14 protein-coding genes are annotated in these 18,720 nt (G+C 37.4%); all 14 read right to left on the bottom strand.

What is annotated here, in order from left to right; translation table 11 throughout:
- Positions 1-4 precede the first annotated feature (4 nt).
- Positions 5-1,282, bottom strand: coding sequence for a Vi polysaccharide biosynthesis UDP-N-acetylglucosamine C-6 dehydrogenase TviB (gene tviB, locus JMW39_RS11925; RefSeq protein ID WP_201546726.1), 1,278 nt, complete (start codon positions 1,280-1,282; stop codon positions 5-7).
- A 136-nt stretch (positions 1,283-1,418) separates the two neighbouring features.
- Positions 1,419-3,689 (bottom strand): polysaccharide biosynthesis tyrosine autokinase, encoded by a 2,271-nt coding sequence (locus tag JMW39_RS11920; RefSeq protein ID WP_227679511.1) that lies wholly within the window; start codon positions 3,687-3,689, stop codon positions 1,419-1,421.
- A gap of 100 nt (positions 3,690-3,789) precedes the next feature.
- The gene (locus tag JMW39_RS11915) at positions 3,790-4,863 is read right to left on the bottom strand and encodes a polysaccharide biosynthesis/export family protein (protein ID WP_201546725.1); all 1,074 of its coding nucleotides are present in this window, start codon (positions 4,861-4,863) and stop codon (positions 3,790-3,792) included.
- 640 nt (positions 4,864-5,503) lie between these two features.
- Positions 5,504-6,958 (bottom strand): capsule assembly Wzi family protein, encoded by a 1,455-nt coding sequence (locus JMW39_RS11910; protein WP_201546724.1) that lies wholly within the window; start codon positions 6,956-6,958, stop codon positions 5,504-5,506.
- A gap of 38 nt (positions 6,959-6,996) precedes the next feature.
- Positions 6,997-8,520, bottom strand: coding sequence for a hybrid nucleoside-diphosphate sugar epimerase/sugar transferase (locus JMW39_RS11905; protein ID WP_201546722.1), 1,524 nt, complete (start codon positions 8,518-8,520; stop codon positions 6,997-6,999).
- A gap of 48 nt (positions 8,521-8,568) precedes the next feature.
- Positions 8,569-9,750: a glycosyltransferase family 4 protein gene (locus JMW39_RS11900; protein ID WP_201546720.1), complete on the bottom strand. Its 1,182-nt coding sequence runs from the start codon at positions 9,748-9,750 to the stop codon at positions 8,569-8,571.
- Between the two features lie 8 nt (positions 9,751-9,758).
- On the bottom strand, positions 9,759-10,889 hold the full coding sequence (gene wecB, locus JMW39_RS11895) for a non-hydrolyzing UDP-N-acetylglucosamine 2-epimerase (protein WP_201546718.1): 1,131 nt from the start codon (positions 10,887-10,889) through the stop codon (positions 9,759-9,761).
- A gap of 10 nt (positions 10,890-10,899) precedes the next feature.
- Positions 10,900-12,012 carry a UDP-2-acetamido-2,6-beta-L-arabino-hexul-4-ose reductase gene (gene wbjC / locus JMW39_RS11890; protein ID WP_201546717.1) on the bottom strand — a complete coding sequence of 371 codons (1,113 nt, stop codon included), beginning with the start codon at positions 12,010-12,012 and terminating at the stop codon, positions 10,900-10,902.
- 2 nt (positions 12,013-12,014) lie between these two features.
- Positions 12,015-13,049, bottom strand: a complete 1,035-nt coding sequence (locus JMW39_RS11885) for a polysaccharide biosynthesis protein (protein ID WP_201546716.1) — start codon at positions 13,047-13,049, stop codon at positions 12,015-12,017.
- A 20-nt stretch (positions 13,050-13,069) separates the two neighbouring features.
- Complete coding sequence (locus JMW39_RS11880; RefSeq protein WP_201546715.1) at positions 13,070-14,206, bottom strand: glycosyltransferase; 1,137 nt, start codon at positions 14,204-14,206, stop codon at positions 13,070-13,072.
- 72 nt (positions 14,207-14,278) lie between these two features.
- Entirely contained in the window at positions 14,279-15,418 is a 1,140-nt protein-coding gene (locus JMW39_RS11875; protein WP_201546714.1) for a glycosyltransferase family 4 protein, read from the bottom strand.
- A 334-nt stretch (positions 15,419-15,752) separates the two neighbouring features.
- On the bottom strand, positions 15,753-16,853 hold the full coding sequence (locus tag JMW39_RS11870; RefSeq protein WP_201546713.1) for an EpsG family protein: 1,101 nt from the start codon (positions 16,851-16,853) through the stop codon (positions 15,753-15,755).
- 12 nt (positions 16,854-16,865) lie between these two features.
- Positions 16,866-17,753: a beta-1,6-N-acetylglucosaminyltransferase gene (locus JMW39_RS11865; protein ID WP_201546712.1), complete on the bottom strand. Its 888-nt coding sequence runs from the start codon at positions 17,751-17,753 to the stop codon at positions 16,866-16,868.
- 145 nt (positions 17,754-17,898) lie between these two features.
- Positions 17,899-18,594 (bottom strand): IS1 family transposase, encoded by a 696-nt coding sequence (locus JMW39_RS11860; protein WP_201546711.1) that lies wholly within the window; start codon positions 18,592-18,594, stop codon positions 17,899-17,901.
- Between the last annotated feature and the right edge of the window lie 126 nt (positions 18,595-18,720).

Below are 18,720 nucleotides of genomic sequence, written 5' to 3'. Positions count from 1 at the left end.
ATGTTTAAAGGCGTATGTCAGTATCTTCTTTAGTAAACAAATACTTTAGATCATAGATAACATGACTATCTTTACCTAATGCTCTTATTTTCTCTATGCCCATCTTGATAAACTGCTCATGAGCGACCGCTATAATAATACCGTCATATTGTTTTGATAAAGGTTGAGAAATAGGAGTAATGCTGTATTCCCGCTTGGCTTCGTCAGCATCTATCCAAGGGTCATGAACATCAATCTCGACATTGTACTTTTGTAGCTCATGTACAATATCGATGACCTTGGTATTACGTACATCTGGGCAGTTCTCTTTAAAACTGAGCCCTAAAACCAAAACTTTAGCGCCTTCAATTTGTATGCGTTTTTTGATCATGGTTTTGACCAACTGTGTGACCACATACTCACCCATGCTGTCATTCAAACGCCGACCTGCCAATATAATCTCAGGGTTATGGCCGATAGCTTGCGCCTTATGAGTCAGATAATAAGGATCAACACCAATACAGTGACCACCGACAAGTCCGGGACGAAACGGTAAAAAGTTCCATTTGGTTCCCGCTGCCTTGAGCACCGCTTCGGTATCTATTCCCATCTTATTAAAGATTACCGCTAGCTCATTAATCAGAGCAATATTGACATCTCTTTGGGTATTCTCGATGACCTTGGCTGCTTCTGCGACCCTAATACTTGGTGCTTTATGCGTACCGGCGGTAATGATTAGGTTATAAACTTCATCAACAAAATCAGCAATTTCAGGTGTCGATCCAGCCGTTACTTTTAAAATATTAGTTACGCGGTGCTCTTTGTCACCCGGATTGATACGCTCAGGACTATAGCCTGCATAAAAGTCTTGGTTAAGGATTAACCCAGATACTTCTTCTAGTACTGGCACACAAACCTCTTCGGTCGCGCCAGGATAGACTGTAGACTCATACACCACAATGTCATCTTTCTTTAGTAATGAACCTACTGCCTTTGAGGCCATGATTAGTGGTGTTAAGTCAGGTTGCTTTGAGCTATCGATAGGTGTCGGTACGGTTACAATAAAGAAATTACAGTCTTTGAGTGTTTGGATATCTGAGCTATAACGTAAATGTATCGCTACAGCTAGCTCTTCATTACTAACCTCCAAGGTATGGTCTGTGCCTGCCATTAGCGCCGCAATGCGGCTAGCATTAATGTCAAAACCTACCACTGAATGCTGTTTGCCAAACTCAACTGCTAGAGGAAGTCCGACATATCCCAAACCAATCACTGCTATTTTTAGCTTGTTTATATTTATCATAGAGTTCTACCACCTAACCGTTTTTGAAGAACATGATTAACCAGCTTGGTTGAAAATATAACAGGAACAGGAACAGGAACAGGAACAGGAACAGGAACAGGAACAGGAACAGGAACAGGAACAGGACAACACCATATTACCGACTGTCGGCATAGGCATAGCGATGATTATAGCTATATTTACTCATAAGCCCTTGCCTTACATCGTTGAGAATAATGCCATCTACTTGGATATCAGATTCATGCATTTGCTTAACGGCATAGATTAACTGTTTTTCTATTGAATCATCATATCTGGTTACCATGAGTACTTTGTCTGCATGCTGAGCTAACACCATTGCATCTGAAGCGGCCAATAATGGTGGTGAGTCGATGATAATATAGTCGTACTGAGACTTTAATGCTGTTAACAAAGTATCAAACTTTTCGCTGATTAGTAGCGATTCAGGATCACTCGGATGCTTTCCACGTGGCATAAAGTCAATATGCTCTATACCACTAGGATGAATAAAGTTCCCTATACTAAAATCAGAAACATCATTCATTATTTGAGCATCGGCGCTCTTGCTAAGTTGTAAACTATTATCATCTAGCAACAGATAATCTGCTAAGCCATCATATTGACTTATACCAAAAACCTTATGCAGCTCACCCATACGCATATCGGCATCTATGAGCAAAACTTTTCTGTTCAGCTGAGCAAAGACTTCTGCCAAGTTAGCAGAGATCAACGACTTGCCAACGCCTGGGCTTTCACCAGTTAACAAAAGTACTTTTGCCTTTTGGCTACCTAAAGTCACCGCTGGCATACTCAATATAAGTTTAGTTCGAAGGCTTTTGATCGCTTCATAACTCAAGCTACTATTATCAACATGAGCCAGCATACGAGGGGCTGCTTTTTTGTTAGTACTTAATCGTGATAATACAGCAGAGCGTGGAATGGTGGCGATGACTGGCACCCCTGTCTTAGACTCAATACGTTCAGGATCTTTAACAACATTTCTAAGCAGATGCATAATAAATACTAATAAAGCACCTAGCAGAGCACCTGCTAGGGTGGATAACATCATTATTAATTGTTTTTTAGGGGTGATGGTTCTATTGGTATTGATAGGCAAATCAATGATACGGGCGTCGCTGACCTCGCCTGCTTTGACAATTTTTAGCTGCTCGTAGTTTTTAAGGATAGTCAGATAAATCTCTCTATCGATGTTTACATCCTCAGAGAGGGTCAAAAACTCTCTTTGTACTTCTGGTAGCGCACTGATGGTATTGTCGATTTGCTGCTTTCTAGCATTCAATACGCTAAGTTGTTCGTTTATCTGGATTACTAAAGGATGCTCATTGGTATAGTAAGTAGTTATATCTGCTCTTTTTAGCTTAAGCTCACTAATTTGTGTATCAAGTCCAGCATTTTCACTAAGCAATATTGACGCTTCTTGTGCCACATCAATGGTGCCAGAATTCTCACGAAATTTATTAAATATCGCTTCTGATTCTTTGAGTTTTTGTTTTAATGCTGGGATTTGTTTTTTCATAAACTCAATAGTTTTGATCGTTTGTTCCGAGCTGCGCGTTTGGTCCTGTGCACTATAAGACAGTACAATATGTTCTAATATTAGGCTGACTTGCTTCTGGTTTAGACCTGACAAAGACAGCTCGATCATACCGGTCTTAGTGCCTTCTTCCACTACTGACAAAGCACTATTGATAGAGTCCGTGGTGATTTGCAGTGATTGCTTGGTAATATCGATAGAGTGTTCACCAGTAGGTAGCTCATTGACCGTAATTTCAATGAGACCGTTTTTACCTGTGAAACGATGAGCTTTATTTAACTGTCCTTTAAATTTCTCACTGCCACTACTCAAAACAAAACCTGTGTTAGTTCTTAATAAAGTGAAGGGTTTATCTAAATAGTCTTCTGTCACATTAAACTCACTAACTTGTACTCGACCATCACTAGTCTCAAGTACAACGCCATCAGCACTATTGATTTGTACGTTCGTTTGGTTGTTTCTTATTCTATCTATTTTATTCACTGCCGGGTCATTCAACCTAATACCCAAATGAAGCAAATCCACCACTGGCTCTAAGACCATGCGGGATCTTATTAGCTTAATCTGCGCTTGTACTGAACTATCATCAGGTGGCAATAGCTCTGCTATATTCGTTCCTAGACCTGATAAGTTTTGAGAGGTTTCATCGATTTGAATCAGAGCATCTGATTTAAAGGAAGGATTTTCATAGCGAACATATAACACTCCTATTATTAAACCCAAAATTGCAAACAGAGCAATGATCTTCCAGCCGCGTAGTAATACTAAAAGCAGACCCAGTAGATTATTATCTTTGTCAGTATTGTGTTTAGATAAGTCTTTTGAATGGTTATCCATAACATTGTTATCCATAACTATGTCTTCATCAATTAGTATTAGTCAGTCAGCTTATTTTTTTATTCCGTTATTTAAGGCTCGCGATGATACTATCAAACGCCATAATTGTTATGGCTTAAAAGTCTGTGATTGACCTGATTGCAGAAGTTGATGGTAAAAGAGCACTGATCACACGGTTCCAACGAGTGAGACCCGTAGGATCAACGTAAAGAATGTCATTGGCCTGCATCTCAAAGCGATTTGCCAGTGCTAAGCCGGTAATAGTCTGCATATCGGCATAATAGATATTGGTATAGTTATACTGTGAGTTATCACGGACAATATATACTTTGGCAGCATTGGCTGTGCTCGCATTTAAACCACTTGATTCACCCAATACGTGCGCTAAGCTAAGTCCCTGCTCAGGTATAGCGACTGGTGCGATTCGACCAAACTCTCCTAAGACATAGACTTTATTACGGCTTTGACTATTGACATGAATAGAATCGCGATCTTGTATATAAATTTGGTTGGCAGATAGCCCCATCTGCCTTAGTGACTGCAACCCTAAGTTATAATTTTTACCTCGGCGATTTAATACAATATTATTTGAATCGCCTGTCGCAGTGGCACCCCCTGCCATGGACAAAGCACCATATAAGGTAACTGGTGCATCAGTAATAGAAAACTCGCCAGATTTAGTAACTTCGCCATCGATAAAAAATTTGCTACCAAGATAGTTAATGACTTTGACTTGCGGGTCTGAGTATTTGAGATAGCGTTGCAACCTACCTTGTAATACGGCAGTGAACTGCGGCACACTCATGCCACTCGCCTTCAGGCGTCCGATCAGTGGAAACTGAATAAAACCCTGCTGATCGACAGTCAGACTTGATGTTGATGCACTAATATTTTGATAGTCAGTGAGCACTATACTTATGACGTCTCCTGCTTCAATACGGTAACTCACTGGCCCTGAGGATTTGACCAAGTTATATAGCTCATTGTCGAGTACTGGAGCTTGCTTAGCTGGTAAGGTCGACATGTCTAATGGCTGAACATTGAAGGTAATACCGTTTTCTGCGACAAAGGCACCACTAGGCGGTAAGTTTCCCACTTGTAGTCCAGAATTAATGCTGCTACAGCCGGATATGACAGTGAAGAGTACTAAGCACGTTATCGTCGATAATTGAGATGGATATCCGCGCATAATGAACTCCTTGTAAACTGCAGCTATAAGTAACAGCTATTAGCGATAGCGTAATTTTTATGATGTAAGGCTATTACAAACTCATTAAATAACTACATTACAAACAAAAAGCGTCTTAGTAAGAATATTAGTCATAGTATGGAAAACTTTTGTTAACTAATTAATAGTTATATACAACTAATAGAATTTACATATTCGTATATTCTTATATACTTATATACCATCTAAAAACAATTAGCAACAAAACTTATGCATTACTTACATCGATTAAGAGGTTATATAAAAAATAGCGTAGAGCAGTTATCTAATAGTAGTTATACGATTAGCTTTTAGTTAGATAAATAGCTAGGTAGCGCGTTATATGAAAATGGCGTAGTGGTTAACTTTGTGGCGATGTAAGAGTTTATGAAACGGCAATTGGTGGAATTGGCTAGCAGTGATATCCAATAATTTTCTACAAATATTTAGGCAATATGTACTTGTTTTCCGTAACATTTCTGTTGAATGATAAAAATCTATCTTATTTTTATTCCTATTCTCAAAATAGAGAATAAGCCCCAGCAAATCATTAAATTTTTGACAAAAAAATAGGAGTGGTTACCTCAGTAACCACTCCTATTTAAATACATTCAACTTGGACTTAATAAGTTTGCAGCTCGATACCTACGCCTACGCCGACATCAGTGGACTGGATATCTGAATCTACTGCCCAAACTCGGCTAGAGATAAGCGCTTTAGGATTGTATTGATGCTCCCAAGCGACATCGATACCTGTCAACTTATCGTTAGCTGGAAATGCTTGATTGGTACTTCGATCCGATTGATTAACTTTTGCATGCTGAATCTTAGCATTGATAAAGTTACGGTTATCGAGCCATAAGCGACCACCAAGGGCGATACTTTCCGCATCGCCGCCTAGCGCATAGCCTAGTGGGAAGCCTTGCTGATAATAACCATCTTTATACATGTAATGCTCATAAGAGATGCCTTTAATATCACCACTAGTGCGGGTATCCGTATACTCAGCATATAGCTGATACGGCTTGCCATAAGCAGCAGAGGCATAATCAACACCGGCTAAATACATGTTTTTAGCTGGCAAGCCGCCTGCTTCATCTTCACCCACATATTGAGCATAAACACCCGCAGGCACATTCACTAAGGGTGCTAAATTTAAGCGCGCATCAAAACCACCAAGCTGGTTCGCGGGGTCTTCATCAGTGCTAACACTAGGATCATCATTGTTATCTTTTGTTCCCAATAAAGCATCGGTAAAAGAGCTGAAACTTTGTGGACGACCTTCACCGCCCCACATAAAGGTACGTGACGCACCGACTTCTAACCATTCCCATGGGCTAGCAGTTAAGCGTGCGCCAAATAGCTTAGTATCTGGAATGGCCTGATAATCCTCTAACTGACCCGCAAATAGCTGATACTGCCAAGGTCCGACCCATGATAAATATGGAGATGTCGGCGCAGTTTGCTGATCACGCTGCATGGTAAAACCTGCAACTGGCAAGCTTGCATCACCTCGAATAAGGCTACCATCATGCCCAGGTCCCCACCAAGTCGGAATTTTACCCGCGATTAACCATTGATTGGCAGCAGTACCAGCAAGGTATGAGCCTTCGAAGCTAACATCTGAGCTGTCATCGATAAGTTTGTCATTTTTTAAATTGGCTTGTAAATTAAATTCCCACTCCGCTTCGCTAAGCGATACCCCAACGCTTGCCTGTTGACCCGCAAGTTGATCGTCAGCAAATTTTTGTGGTAGCTGATCTCTGTCGGTTTGTATATGCAGTGCGGCTGACCCTTTTACTACTGAGTCTCGATTCTGATTCAATCGCATTTGTACCGACTGCAGGATCTGCTGCTGCGCTGGCGTCTGGGCATTAGCGGTATTTAAAGCGCGTTTGATCTCATTGGCAGTCAGCGGCCAAGTACTGGTGCTAATCTGCGCGACCCCTTGAGTATCCAGCCAGTCAAGATCTGCCTTCAGCTTTAGATCGTTCATATACAGGTTTTGTGCAGATGCCAACATCGACACTGATGATAAGACACTCAAACTTAGGACGAAGCTTAGCTTTTTATACATGATAGATTATTTCCAAATAACTGAGATTATATTGTTTTTCATTTAACTGCGTCGCCACTACCTTTACCCAAGGCGGTACTCAGTATATAAGAAAAATAGTTTTTAAGATTGATAGTATCAATCATTTCTTTGTCTTTTTTAGCTAAGCGTTCAGGTGTAGACATGTCTATACCACTTAATTGAGCCAGACCTGTGATACCCGGTAAGACCTCGTAAACACCAATCTTATCTCTAGCCTCGATAAGGTCTTTTTGATTAAAAAGGTTGGGTCTCGGACCTACCAAGCTCATCTCACCTTTTAATACATTGATAAGCTGTGGTAACTCATCGAGCTTTGTCTTACGCAGTACTTTGCCCAATTTCGTTATCGAAGTATTATCAACAAGGTGACTGGCAACAGACTCCGTGCTCACCTTCATCGTACGAAACTTAATAAGGTTAAATGGCTTTTGATCTTTACCCACCCGCTCTTGGATAAACAAAGGCGAACCTGTATCCAAGTAACCAATAGCTGTTGCACCAATTAATAGAGGTGAGGCTACTACTAAACCAGTTGCTGAAAACAGGATATCTAAAGGTCTCTGTAAAGTCATGGGCTTAGGAGCAGTTAAGCCTGATTTATAAGATCTAGCAGTCTCCTGAATCGACTCACTAGTAGAGCATTTAGGATGCCAACCTAATAATTTTTTAGCTTTACTGATATCCACTTGCAATGAGCCGGATAGCCTTTGAGCCACACCTGACTTGCCAATCGCACTTGCTGCCGTATTAATAAATCCCGCAGGTATATTTACTGCTTTATTTTTGACACCCAAACCTTTTGCTATTTCTTCTAACAGATCAGCGGTAGATATGTCATCATCGTCAGATATCAAAAACACTTCATTTTTAGCATCTTTATGCTCGATACAAGTGACAATAAAATCAACCAAGTTGTCAACTGATACTAAGCTACGCAAGTTATGCTTAATTCCACCTATTGGCAGAGGAACACCTCTGTAAGTCCATTTCATTAAAGAGTGAAAGTTACCTTTTACATTTTCACCATATATTAAAGTAGGACGAATAATCACAACTTCTAATGATGTAGTCTCTGCTATCTTAAGTAAGCCTTGCTCAGCTTCATATTTAGAAATACCGTAAGGATCGATAGGATTAGGCTTAGAATATTCAGTATAGGGTTTGCCAAGCTCTGTGCCTTCGCCATTAACTTTGATTGAGCTAATAAATATAAAACGCTTTACACCTGCTTCAACCGCTTGGCAAGCTAGATTTAAAGTCCCTTCTACATTTACTTTACGAAATTCAGTTAAAGGGTCAGCAGACTTGTCATCCATCACATGTACACGGGCAGCTGTATGAATGACCACGTCTATATCTCTAAAAAAATTATTCAATACTGGCTTATCTTCGAGATTGTTTATAAGCCTGTATTCACAGTTAACCTTTTTTGCAGGGATCTTACGAACACCAGCTACAACTTTATATTTCGTATTATTCAGCAAGTTGTTAACTAATGACTGACCTACGAAACCGTTAGCACCAGTTACTAATATATTCATTAATTAACCTTAATTATATTTATATAATACCGCTCTCTCAAAACACACCTAAAGTGAGCGAATGATATCTAAAATTTTATTCATCGCAAGCTCAGATGAGTACTTATCTACTAAAACTTTCCGTGGTGAACTGAATTCTTTAATACCAATATCGACTACTGCCTTATCTAACATTTCAGCTATTGCCACAATATTATCAGCTTCTACCACCCATCCTATATTATTTTCTTGTACCATCCGATATGTTTCAGAGCTTTTATCCATAATGGTAAATATTAGCTTGTCTGCAGCCATCGAATAATAAGCTTTACTCGGCACACCTAAACCAAGCATACCATCTGCTAAAGTAACAATAGATATGTCGCAAGCATTTAAGCCATGCGACTTATTGTCTTGAAATACTGGCCCATAATAGACGATATTTTGATTATCTGACTCACTAATCAACGATTTCAATTCATCGACGTACACACCATCTCCGATAAAAATAAATTGAGCATCCTCTGCCCTTTTCATCATCTTAATCGCTTTCATCAAATTTGATATGCCTTGCACTCTTCCAAGATTACCAAAAAACTGAAATACTACTTTTTGATCATCTTGCCAACCTAGCTCCTTTAAAATAGAGTTATCACTTTTTGGTTGTAAAGCAATATCTTTTTCATCAATCCAGCTAGGTATAACAGTAATATTACTATGATTTGTTTTATCATAAACCAGATCTTTCATATCTCTACCAATAACAATAATATCATCAGCACTAGCATAAACAGTATCGAAAACACGTTTTAATAATTTGTATCCAAGATTATCTTTTTTTATTATCTTTGCGGGAATTAAATTTTCTGGAAACACATCGTGAACTAAAACCACCCATTTAAATCCTATTAGCTTTTTCAAAAGGTGGATAATAATAAGTAGTAAGATAGGAGTTGTACCAGTAAATACTATGTCGTCTTTTTTAATATATTGAGCACAGTTTTTAAAGAAATTAAACCCTATGAGTAATTCATGAGAAGATCTACTTACTAGGCTTTTCTTATCAAACCTTAACCCTTTTACATACAAAGCTTCAGGGTGATTAAGTACATCCTCATCCTTTTTGGTTAATAAAGTTATATCTAAATCTTTTTGTTTACTAAGAAATTCATATAGCTTACCAAATAGATAGCCCGTTGTATTTTGGGAGGAGTCGTAAAACTCTGTAATCAAGAATAATTTTTTAGACACAGTAATTCCTAATATTTTTTCCAAACCACACGATTAACATAATCAGTATAACTCAAAATAATTCTAACCACTTTTTCACTGACATTTGGCATACTATAATCATCTACCAAGCGTAATGTACGCTCCTCACCGCGTGTCTGCGACTCTAAAATATCTAGACCCTGTAAAATACGTTTAGCCGTCAACCCTACCATCATCACAGCAGCTTCTTCCATGCCTTCAGGGCGTTCATGAGCTTGGCGTAGATTTAACGCAGGAAAGTTTAAGATAGAAGATTCTTCGTTAATCGTGCCACTATCTGACAATGCCGCTTTAGCAGATAGCTGCAACTTGTTATAATCACTAAATCCTAGTGGCTTAAGTAATTGAACTAAGGGATGAAACTTGATATTCAATTCTTCAATACGGTTGCGAGTACGTGGATGCGTGGAAACGATCACTGGAAATTGATATTTTTCTGCAACTGCATTTAGCATATTAACCAAATCTAAAAAATTCTGATCAGAATTGATATTTTCTTCGCGATGGGCACTGACAATAAAGTATTGCTGCTCTTTAAGCCCTAACGTTTCTAAGATATCAGACGCTTCAATTTTGGCTTTATAATGGTTTAAAACTTCAAACATGGGACTGCCTGTTTTAATGACCAGATCAGCAGGTAAACCCTCGGCAAGCAAATAGTCACGCGCAATAGTACTATAGGTTAAATTAATATCTGCGGTATGATCGACGATACGGCGATTAATCTCCTCTGGTACACGCATATCAAAACAGCGATTACCCGCTTCCATATGGAAAGTAGGGATTTTACGGCGTTTAGCAGGAATGACAGCCATACAGCTATTGGTATCACCAAGGACTAATAATGCTTCTGGCTGTACTTCCTCTAGAACCTTATCGACGCCTATAATGACGTTACCGATAGTTTCAGCACCCGTTGCGCCTGCAGCATTTAAAAAGTGATCAGGCTTACGAATCCCTAAATCAGTAAAAAATATTTCATTGAGTTCATAGTCATAGTTTTGACCAGTATGCACGATAATATGGTCAAAATATTTATCACAGGCCTGCATGACTCGAGACAGTCTAATAATCTCTGGACGTGTTCCTACGACAGTCATTAGCTTTAACTTATTCATAATACAACTCTTATTCTGTTATTGGCATAGCATAGGTATCAGGTTTTTCACGGTCAAAAATCTCGTTTGCCCACAGCATAACGATCATTTCATCCTCACCGATATTAGTGATGTCGTGAGTCCAGCCTGGTACCGTTTCTACAATTCTTGCTTCTTCACCAGAAGTTTCTAGCTCATAGTATTCACCAGTGATGATATGCTTAAATTTAAATAAGGCTTTACCAGTGATAACGAGAAACTTTTCGGTCTTAGTATGATGATAATGGCCACCGCGAGTAATACCTGGATGGGCAGTAAAATAAGAGAATTGACCAGCATCCGATGTTTTTAACATTTCTACAAATACGCCACGTTCATCACCATGCATGGGTAAGGTGTAATCAAACTGGCTAGGTTTTAAGAAACTTAGATAAGTAGAGTACAAAGCTCGCGTGAGACCTTTACCCACTGGCGCAGTAATTAGACTATTACGTGATGCTTTAAACTCTTGCAGAGTATTCGCTAAATCACCCACGCTAATTTGATACTCAGGCTCAATGACAAAATACTGCTCTAGCGAATAGTGACCTTGAATCATCTGCCAAAATATCTCTACCACATCGTCTATATAAACTAAGCGAATAACCGCATCAGAATCATTAATTTGAATGGGTAAATCTTTAGCAATATTATGGCAAAAAGTTGCTACAGCGGAGTTATAGTTAGGGCGCGACCATTTACCAAATACATTAGCCAAACGACAGATATATACTGGATTACCTTGATCATTGTTTAAATCAATTAATACCTGCTCACCACCGAGTTTACTTTGACCATAAGCATTGTCTTGCTCAGCTTGAATGGATGAAGATAAAATAATTGGAGTCTTTTTATTATAGTCTATTAGCAAATCAGCAATTTTTTGCGTTAAGGTAATATTGCCCTCTACAAACTCTTGCTCATTTAATGGACGATTAACCCCCGCTAAATGTATGATCCAATCTGCTCTAATAACCGCATCTTTTAAATTATCTTCACTAGAGTTACGGTTAAAACACAAGATATTAATATCGTTTTGTTCGGATAAAAATTGAATAAGGTTTTTAGCAATAAATCCGTTAGAGCCAGTCACTAAAATATTCACAATTACGACTCCGGATCAACATGTCTGCCTTCGGTTAAAGCACGGACAAACTCAAGCTTGAGGAGCAACTGCTTCATACCTTCCACATCTAAGCGTTCTGTATTATGGGAATTGTAATCCTCAATCTCGGTGATATGTAAATCACCTTCTTCGACATATTTTCCATAATTAAGGTCACGCTGGTCTGCTGGTACTCGATAATAATACCCTTGATCAATAGCCACTGCCATTTCTTCGCGGCTTAAAAGGGCTTCATAAGCCTTTTCACCATGGCGTGTACCCATAATAACAATAGGATGCTCATTAAAATTCATCATCTCTTTTAGGGCTTTAGCGAGCACTTCGATAGTGGCAGCAGGTGCTTTTTGAACGAAAATATCGCCATTCTCACCATGCTCAAAAGCATACAACACTAAATCTACCGCATCTTCTAACGTCATCATAAAACGCGTCATATTAGGATCAGTAATAGTCAAAGGTTTACCCTTTAAAATCTGATCCACGAATAGCGGAATAACTGAACCACGAGACGCCATCACGTTGCCATAGCGCGTACCACAAATAACAGTGTCTAAACCTTCTAAATTACGCGATTTGGCCACCATTACTTTTTCCATCATTGCTTTGGAAATACCCATTGCATTGATAGGATAAACTGCTTTATCTGTACTTAAGCAAACCACACGCTTTACTTTATTTTGAATAGCGGCTTCTAAGACGTTTTCTGTACCAAGCACATTGGTCTTTACCGCTTGCATCGGATGAAACTCACATGATGGTACTTGCTTAAGAGCAGCAGCATGATAAATGTAATCCACCCCGCGGGTCGCACTAAGCAAACTGTAGTAGTCTCTAACATCGCCAATGTAAAATTTAAGTTTAGAGTTAGCGTAGGCTATACGCATGTCTTCTTGCTTTTTTTCATCGCGACTAAAGATACGGATTTCTGCGATATCTGTATCTAAAAAACGTTTTAGTACGGCGTTACCGAATGAGCCTGTACCGCCAGTGATTAAAAGTGTTTTGCCTTTAAACATTTACATACCTTCTTATTAATTTATTTATTAACTGCATATTCAAACATAGCAATATTGGAATCAATGGCATCTTTTTGAGAAAATTTTTGCTTTGCCCATTTAAGTACGTTTTTCCGCATTTCATGATGACCATCTTTGCTCATCAATGCCAGTTTATTGATAGCATTACTAAATGCGCTCGCGTTGTCTAGTGGTAAATCCCAACCAAGACCTTGTTCAGACAAATTACGCCAAGGAGTAGCATCAGAAATCAATAATGGCAATCCTGCACACAGAGCCTCAGCGATAACATGACCATAATTTTCACCTTTGCTAGGCATAAAGAAGAAGTCATATGGTGATAATGTCGGAACTACCTGTTCAGGCGTTAACTCGCCTTTATACTGCACATCAATATATGAAGGTAAATCAGCTATAATACCTTGGCAATGCTGCCAATAACTTTGGTCTTCAATTGGGCCATATATATCGTAAACTAAAGGATTTTGAACGCTTTTAAGTGCTTCTAGAGCAAAACATAAATTCTTCATAGGGGAGATACGAGAGATGAAAACAGCTTTTAATGCTATGTTCTCACGCTCAGGTATATATTGTGCAAACTCTTGCGAGCCAATGTCTTCCGCTATTTGAATATCTATTTTTGAACCTAATACTCGGCGAATATCTTCCGCTTCATAATCACTTGATGCTTGATATATAATTCCACGATGTAAATTCAAGAGCTTATATAACTTTATAAAAGTACTTTTTTTTCGTGATTTCAAACTCAATGCACCTTCTGAAAACTCACCCCTGGGACCGACAATAACTTTTTGACGGAGAGTTTTTGCTAGTACTAATGGGAATAATGAAAATGTAGGCGAAAAAAAGCTATTTAAGTATATTAGTTCATAATCCTTCTCAAACAAGATTTTAGTAATTTGCTTATAACCTATACAGCCTGACTGCACATAAAACACTTCTGCGTTGCCAACTTTATTCCAAACATTATGATCTATCGAATTGTAAGGTAAAGTGTCGCCAAGATCTCGATCATTAGTTATTAGCTTGTAAGATAGAGAGCTTCCAGTTTGGTCAAAGAGGTTTTTGATGGTTTTTATAGGTCCACCACCCTTGTAGCCAGGGAGGTAGTGCCCCGTAAAAGTTAGAATGTTCAAAGACCTCTTACTCCCTCAATAATTTTATTACTAATAAAATTAGAATATTAAACTCGACCTATAGTATTTTTACTAAACTGCTTCAAGCGGTCCTTTAAAACTAGCTGATGGTTCATTATTAATTAACGACAAGGATAACTGAACAAATCTTTCTGCTGCTATAGCAGGAGTCCAGTTTTCTTTTATACTTAATCTTGATTTTACACTGAAGTCGTTTATTAACTTTTTATTATTGACTAATTCAGTCAGACAGTCATATAAAGAATCTTCTGAGCCAGACTTGAATAAGAGTCCATTTACACCATTCTGAATAAGTGAAGCGCCAGCCCCTGTCTTATCTGAAGCAATTACTGCACATCCAATAGACATCGCTTCATTTACTACTGCACCCCACCCTTCATACGCATTACTAGGCAACACGTATATGTCATATTGTCCCATAAAAGAAAGCACTTCATCTGACGGTATGAATTCTTCGAACTCATAAAAAGAAGTTCCTAATAACTTTTTTGCAAGCTTCTCTAAACGTTTTCGTTCAGAGCCATTACCAACTAATGTAAGTTTAAATATTTTACCTTCTTTTTTTAATTTTGCTAAAGCTTTAATAAGCAAGTCAACACGCTTCAATTTAATCATCCGCCCAATCCATAGAATACTAGTAACATCTGAACCTCTACTCTCATTTATGGTAGATTTCATTATAGGAAATGCTGTGAAATACCCCCATGCCCATACACGTGAAGGCATCGATGTCACTAAAGTCATATCTCTTGTAGCAAATGGACCAATAGGTAAGTAATGAAAATAATTACTCTTACTTAACTGCTTAAACTCTAGAAACATTTTTAAATATTTTAGACTCAATAATCTAAACATACCTACTGGAGGCTTCCACCAACGTTCTGACATGTAGAAACATAGTTTACCTTTATCAACTCGGTCTTGCATTCTATTGATCAACCTTTCGCCACAAATTACCACATCTGCATCCTGCCAAAATTTTTCGTACATTATTGAATCATTCTCAGATTCATTTGGATGCACAATCCAACTCTGGACATATTCGTTTGACCAGCCATTTTGAAGTCTTTTTTTATCAGGACGACTGGTTGCAGCGAACAAAAAGTTGTTTTCACCGACTATTTTGCTTAACTCAATAGCTACTGGTAACTGGTGATGGCTAACTATATTAGTTACTAAGAGAATTTTCATATAAAAACCAAGCCTTTTATAAGATATTATTAATATCCACATTAAATATTATTATAAATATATAAGTATGAAAAGTTGAACACATTATAATATAATCATCTTATTAGAAGGAGTTAATCATAATTTCAGTAAACGTATATGTTTTAGTATTGTAATTAGAAGCAAGAATGATCTTCTTTATAAAATATATGGCCGCAGCTCCAAACACCTTCATAAAACGATTTAATAACATAAACGTCTTCAGAAATATTTTGAAATTTTTAATTCAATCTAAAGAGTATGAATGTTATAGACGATTTAACTCTCTATACTTTAAAAATCCGAAATAATTTTTTTAGCCATAAAGCCAGAAGTTATAAGCTGCTGATTCCCAGTTATTGGGTGGAAAATCTTCAAAGAACTGTATAATAATATTCATATCAAGCTGATAATATTCTTTAAAGGGTCCATGAGTGAATAAATATATAAATAACATACAATAACTTAGGATATATGTTGTTACCCCAACCTTTAAAGTTCTAGGCAAATTAGAAATTCCATTTGTAAGAGCAATACATACAAATGGTAATAAATATAACCTTACCCTCTGTGATATTAAAGGTATGCTCAAAGTTAGTGCTTCAATCAGTAACATTAATAGAGTTGCACGATAAATCCAGTCATTAACGCTAGAATTACTTTTATTTACTTTTGCTTGAAAATATAAAGCTAAGGAAATTATACTAAAACGGACAAAAGATGAATATAAGTTCGATAAACTTGAGCCTTCTGAATAAAATTGTAACTTATTGATAGAAGTGTAACTTAAAGAGCCTAATATACTAGAAGTTAAGATTCCTTTTAATAACAAACCAGCAATTAAACACCCTATTACTAATAGTACAATAAATCTATTAGAAGTTGAGTTAAAGAACTTTAATTTACCAATTAATAGCGTTAAACTCGAGGCATGAAATCCGCTGGCAAAGATTATAGAAATTAAAGAAGGGTGTTTTTTATAGATTAAGAAAGAAGACAGTATAACTATTGAGGATACGATTTGCCTTAATACATCATTAATATAGGGGTATGTCAATGCGAAGAATATAGTTACTGCAAGTAAAGGAAGTTTCGTATATCTTTTAAATATTGCCAATAATAGAAGAGTATTAATAGATTTAATGGCAATTGCAAAAAACCAAAAATTCATGCCCAAGGAAGCAGAAAAGACTGATAATGCACTATACAAAGCCTCAAAACTTTCAAAATTATTATGGTAATAATTTTCTTGATAAGCAACCCAGTCGACTCCTACTTTATAACCTAATCCTAAAGTAAAAAGCACCAACACAGAAGCTATAAACCATAAAAAACTCTTAATATTAGTGCTTAAGTTGGTTGATTCTAATAATGAAAACAAAACTAATATGAGGAATATTACAAAGATGCCATTCATTGAGCTTACCAGTTAGAGAATTTCATGATTAATCTTGTCAACTAAGGTTGATCCATCAACACTTCTTACTTTTCTAATAAAGAGCTTCTCAGACTGTTTAAGTTCATCCCAATCATTAATCGTAAACCACTTAGTTAAAGAGTTATCAATAAGATGAAGATTCGCTAAATAGTCTAATCCAAAATATTTAAAATCTTGTAGCCCCGTGCATTGAGAGACCAATGGGGAATTGCCCAAAATAGTATGGATGTAGTGCTCATCTGGAGCGTATGTATATCTCATCACATCTTGAAACCCTGGATTATTCTCGTGAAAAGAGACCGCATATTTAGCACATTGAGCATTCAATGCTGTCCATTGGCTACCAGCATACGGTACTATATTATCTTTCCAAGGGTTAGTAATATTTGTATGGAATGAAATCCTTCTCATCGTACGATGTAGGTTGTGAGTAATTTTATTTCTAATAGGAAAGGGGTTATCCATTAAGAATTGATATTGTATGTGACGATATAATAAAGGGTGCTCCGTCATTTTTACATATTTTATAAAGCTCTTATCTTTATTGTTTTCAAACAAGCTTTCTATATGGTCTATAGATTTGATAGGGTAGCAACTACCTGATAAAAAGATATAGTGAGAAAATTCGTCTTTGTGCTCAACCGCTAGTTTTAGCAGTTCCATCATTACTTTAACCATAGAGAATCCAGCCCAAGAGACTTTAATTCTCGGAATAAGAAAGTGCACATTTTCTTTACTAGATAAGTTTAAAAAGTTCGTATCATCTACAAACCCATCAATATGAATAAATATTTCACAGTTATTCCCTAGGGAATTTATAAGCTTTGAAAGATGTTCTTTGTCATTGTGAGCCATAATACAGTATGCGACTTTGTTCATAAGTAAAACCCTACGGTAGCAAAAATTTATCTAAATTAACCTAAGTTAAATACATGAAGATTGTTTTTTATATAACTATATCCAATATAAAAATTCAATAGCTTTATAAAACTAATTTGCTGGTGTTCTAAAAAGCATGCTGGCATCAGAGGTAACCATAATTGACAAAAAATAACACCAGATCGAATACCTTAAAGTGATTATCAAGCTTTTTTGAGAAGCAACAAGTCTTTCTAACCGCCCGACGCAATCGGCGTCTAAGACGAGAGTTATTACCTTCTATACCTACCGTATATTGTTTGCCAATTCCTTTGTTATCACTTTTAAAGGCGGTTTTAAAGCTATCCCAGTTGTCCATACTGATAGAGCCATAGCTGACTGTAAGCTGCTTTAAACGTGCTCTTAACTTCTTAGCCGTTTTTAGGTCACGTTTGCCCCAGACATAAGCGACAATCTCATTAGTAGCACGGTCATAAGCGTAGATGAGCCAGACTTTACGCTTCTTGCGATACACGTAAGTCCAGAACTCATCAACTTCTAAGCGTTCATAGTAGCGCTTCTTAGGCGCTATCTTATAAACAGATGAGCCTATGGTGCTCAGCACTTTACCAATGCTAACTGAGGCTATAGTAGCTATGTTTCTAACGCCGCAGCTATGAACCATCATTAGCCTTATGATGTCTTCTATTTTAGATTGACAGCCGTTATAAGTTAAGGCATGGTCACTAATAAATTGTCGTTTGCAGTCCTTGCATTGGTAGTTCTGCTTGCCATAGCTTTTGATGCCATTCTTCTTTAAACTGGGACAGTCGGGGCAGCTGATTTCTATTTGTGTCTTCATAACCTCAAATATATTAGCTTGCTTCGGCTGCCACTCCTCCTTTTATTTCCTCAGCATACTTTCTGATACACCACCAAAAAATTTAATTCGCCTAATACAACATTAAACTTCTAAAAACATCACTTC

This window comes from Psychrobacter immobilis (genome assembly GCF_904846175.1).
Lineage (GTDB): Bacteria > Pseudomonadota > Gammaproteobacteria > Pseudomonadales > Moraxellaceae > Psychrobacter > Psychrobacter immobilis_E.
This window is presented reverse-complemented; position numbering and strand designations above follow the sequence as displayed.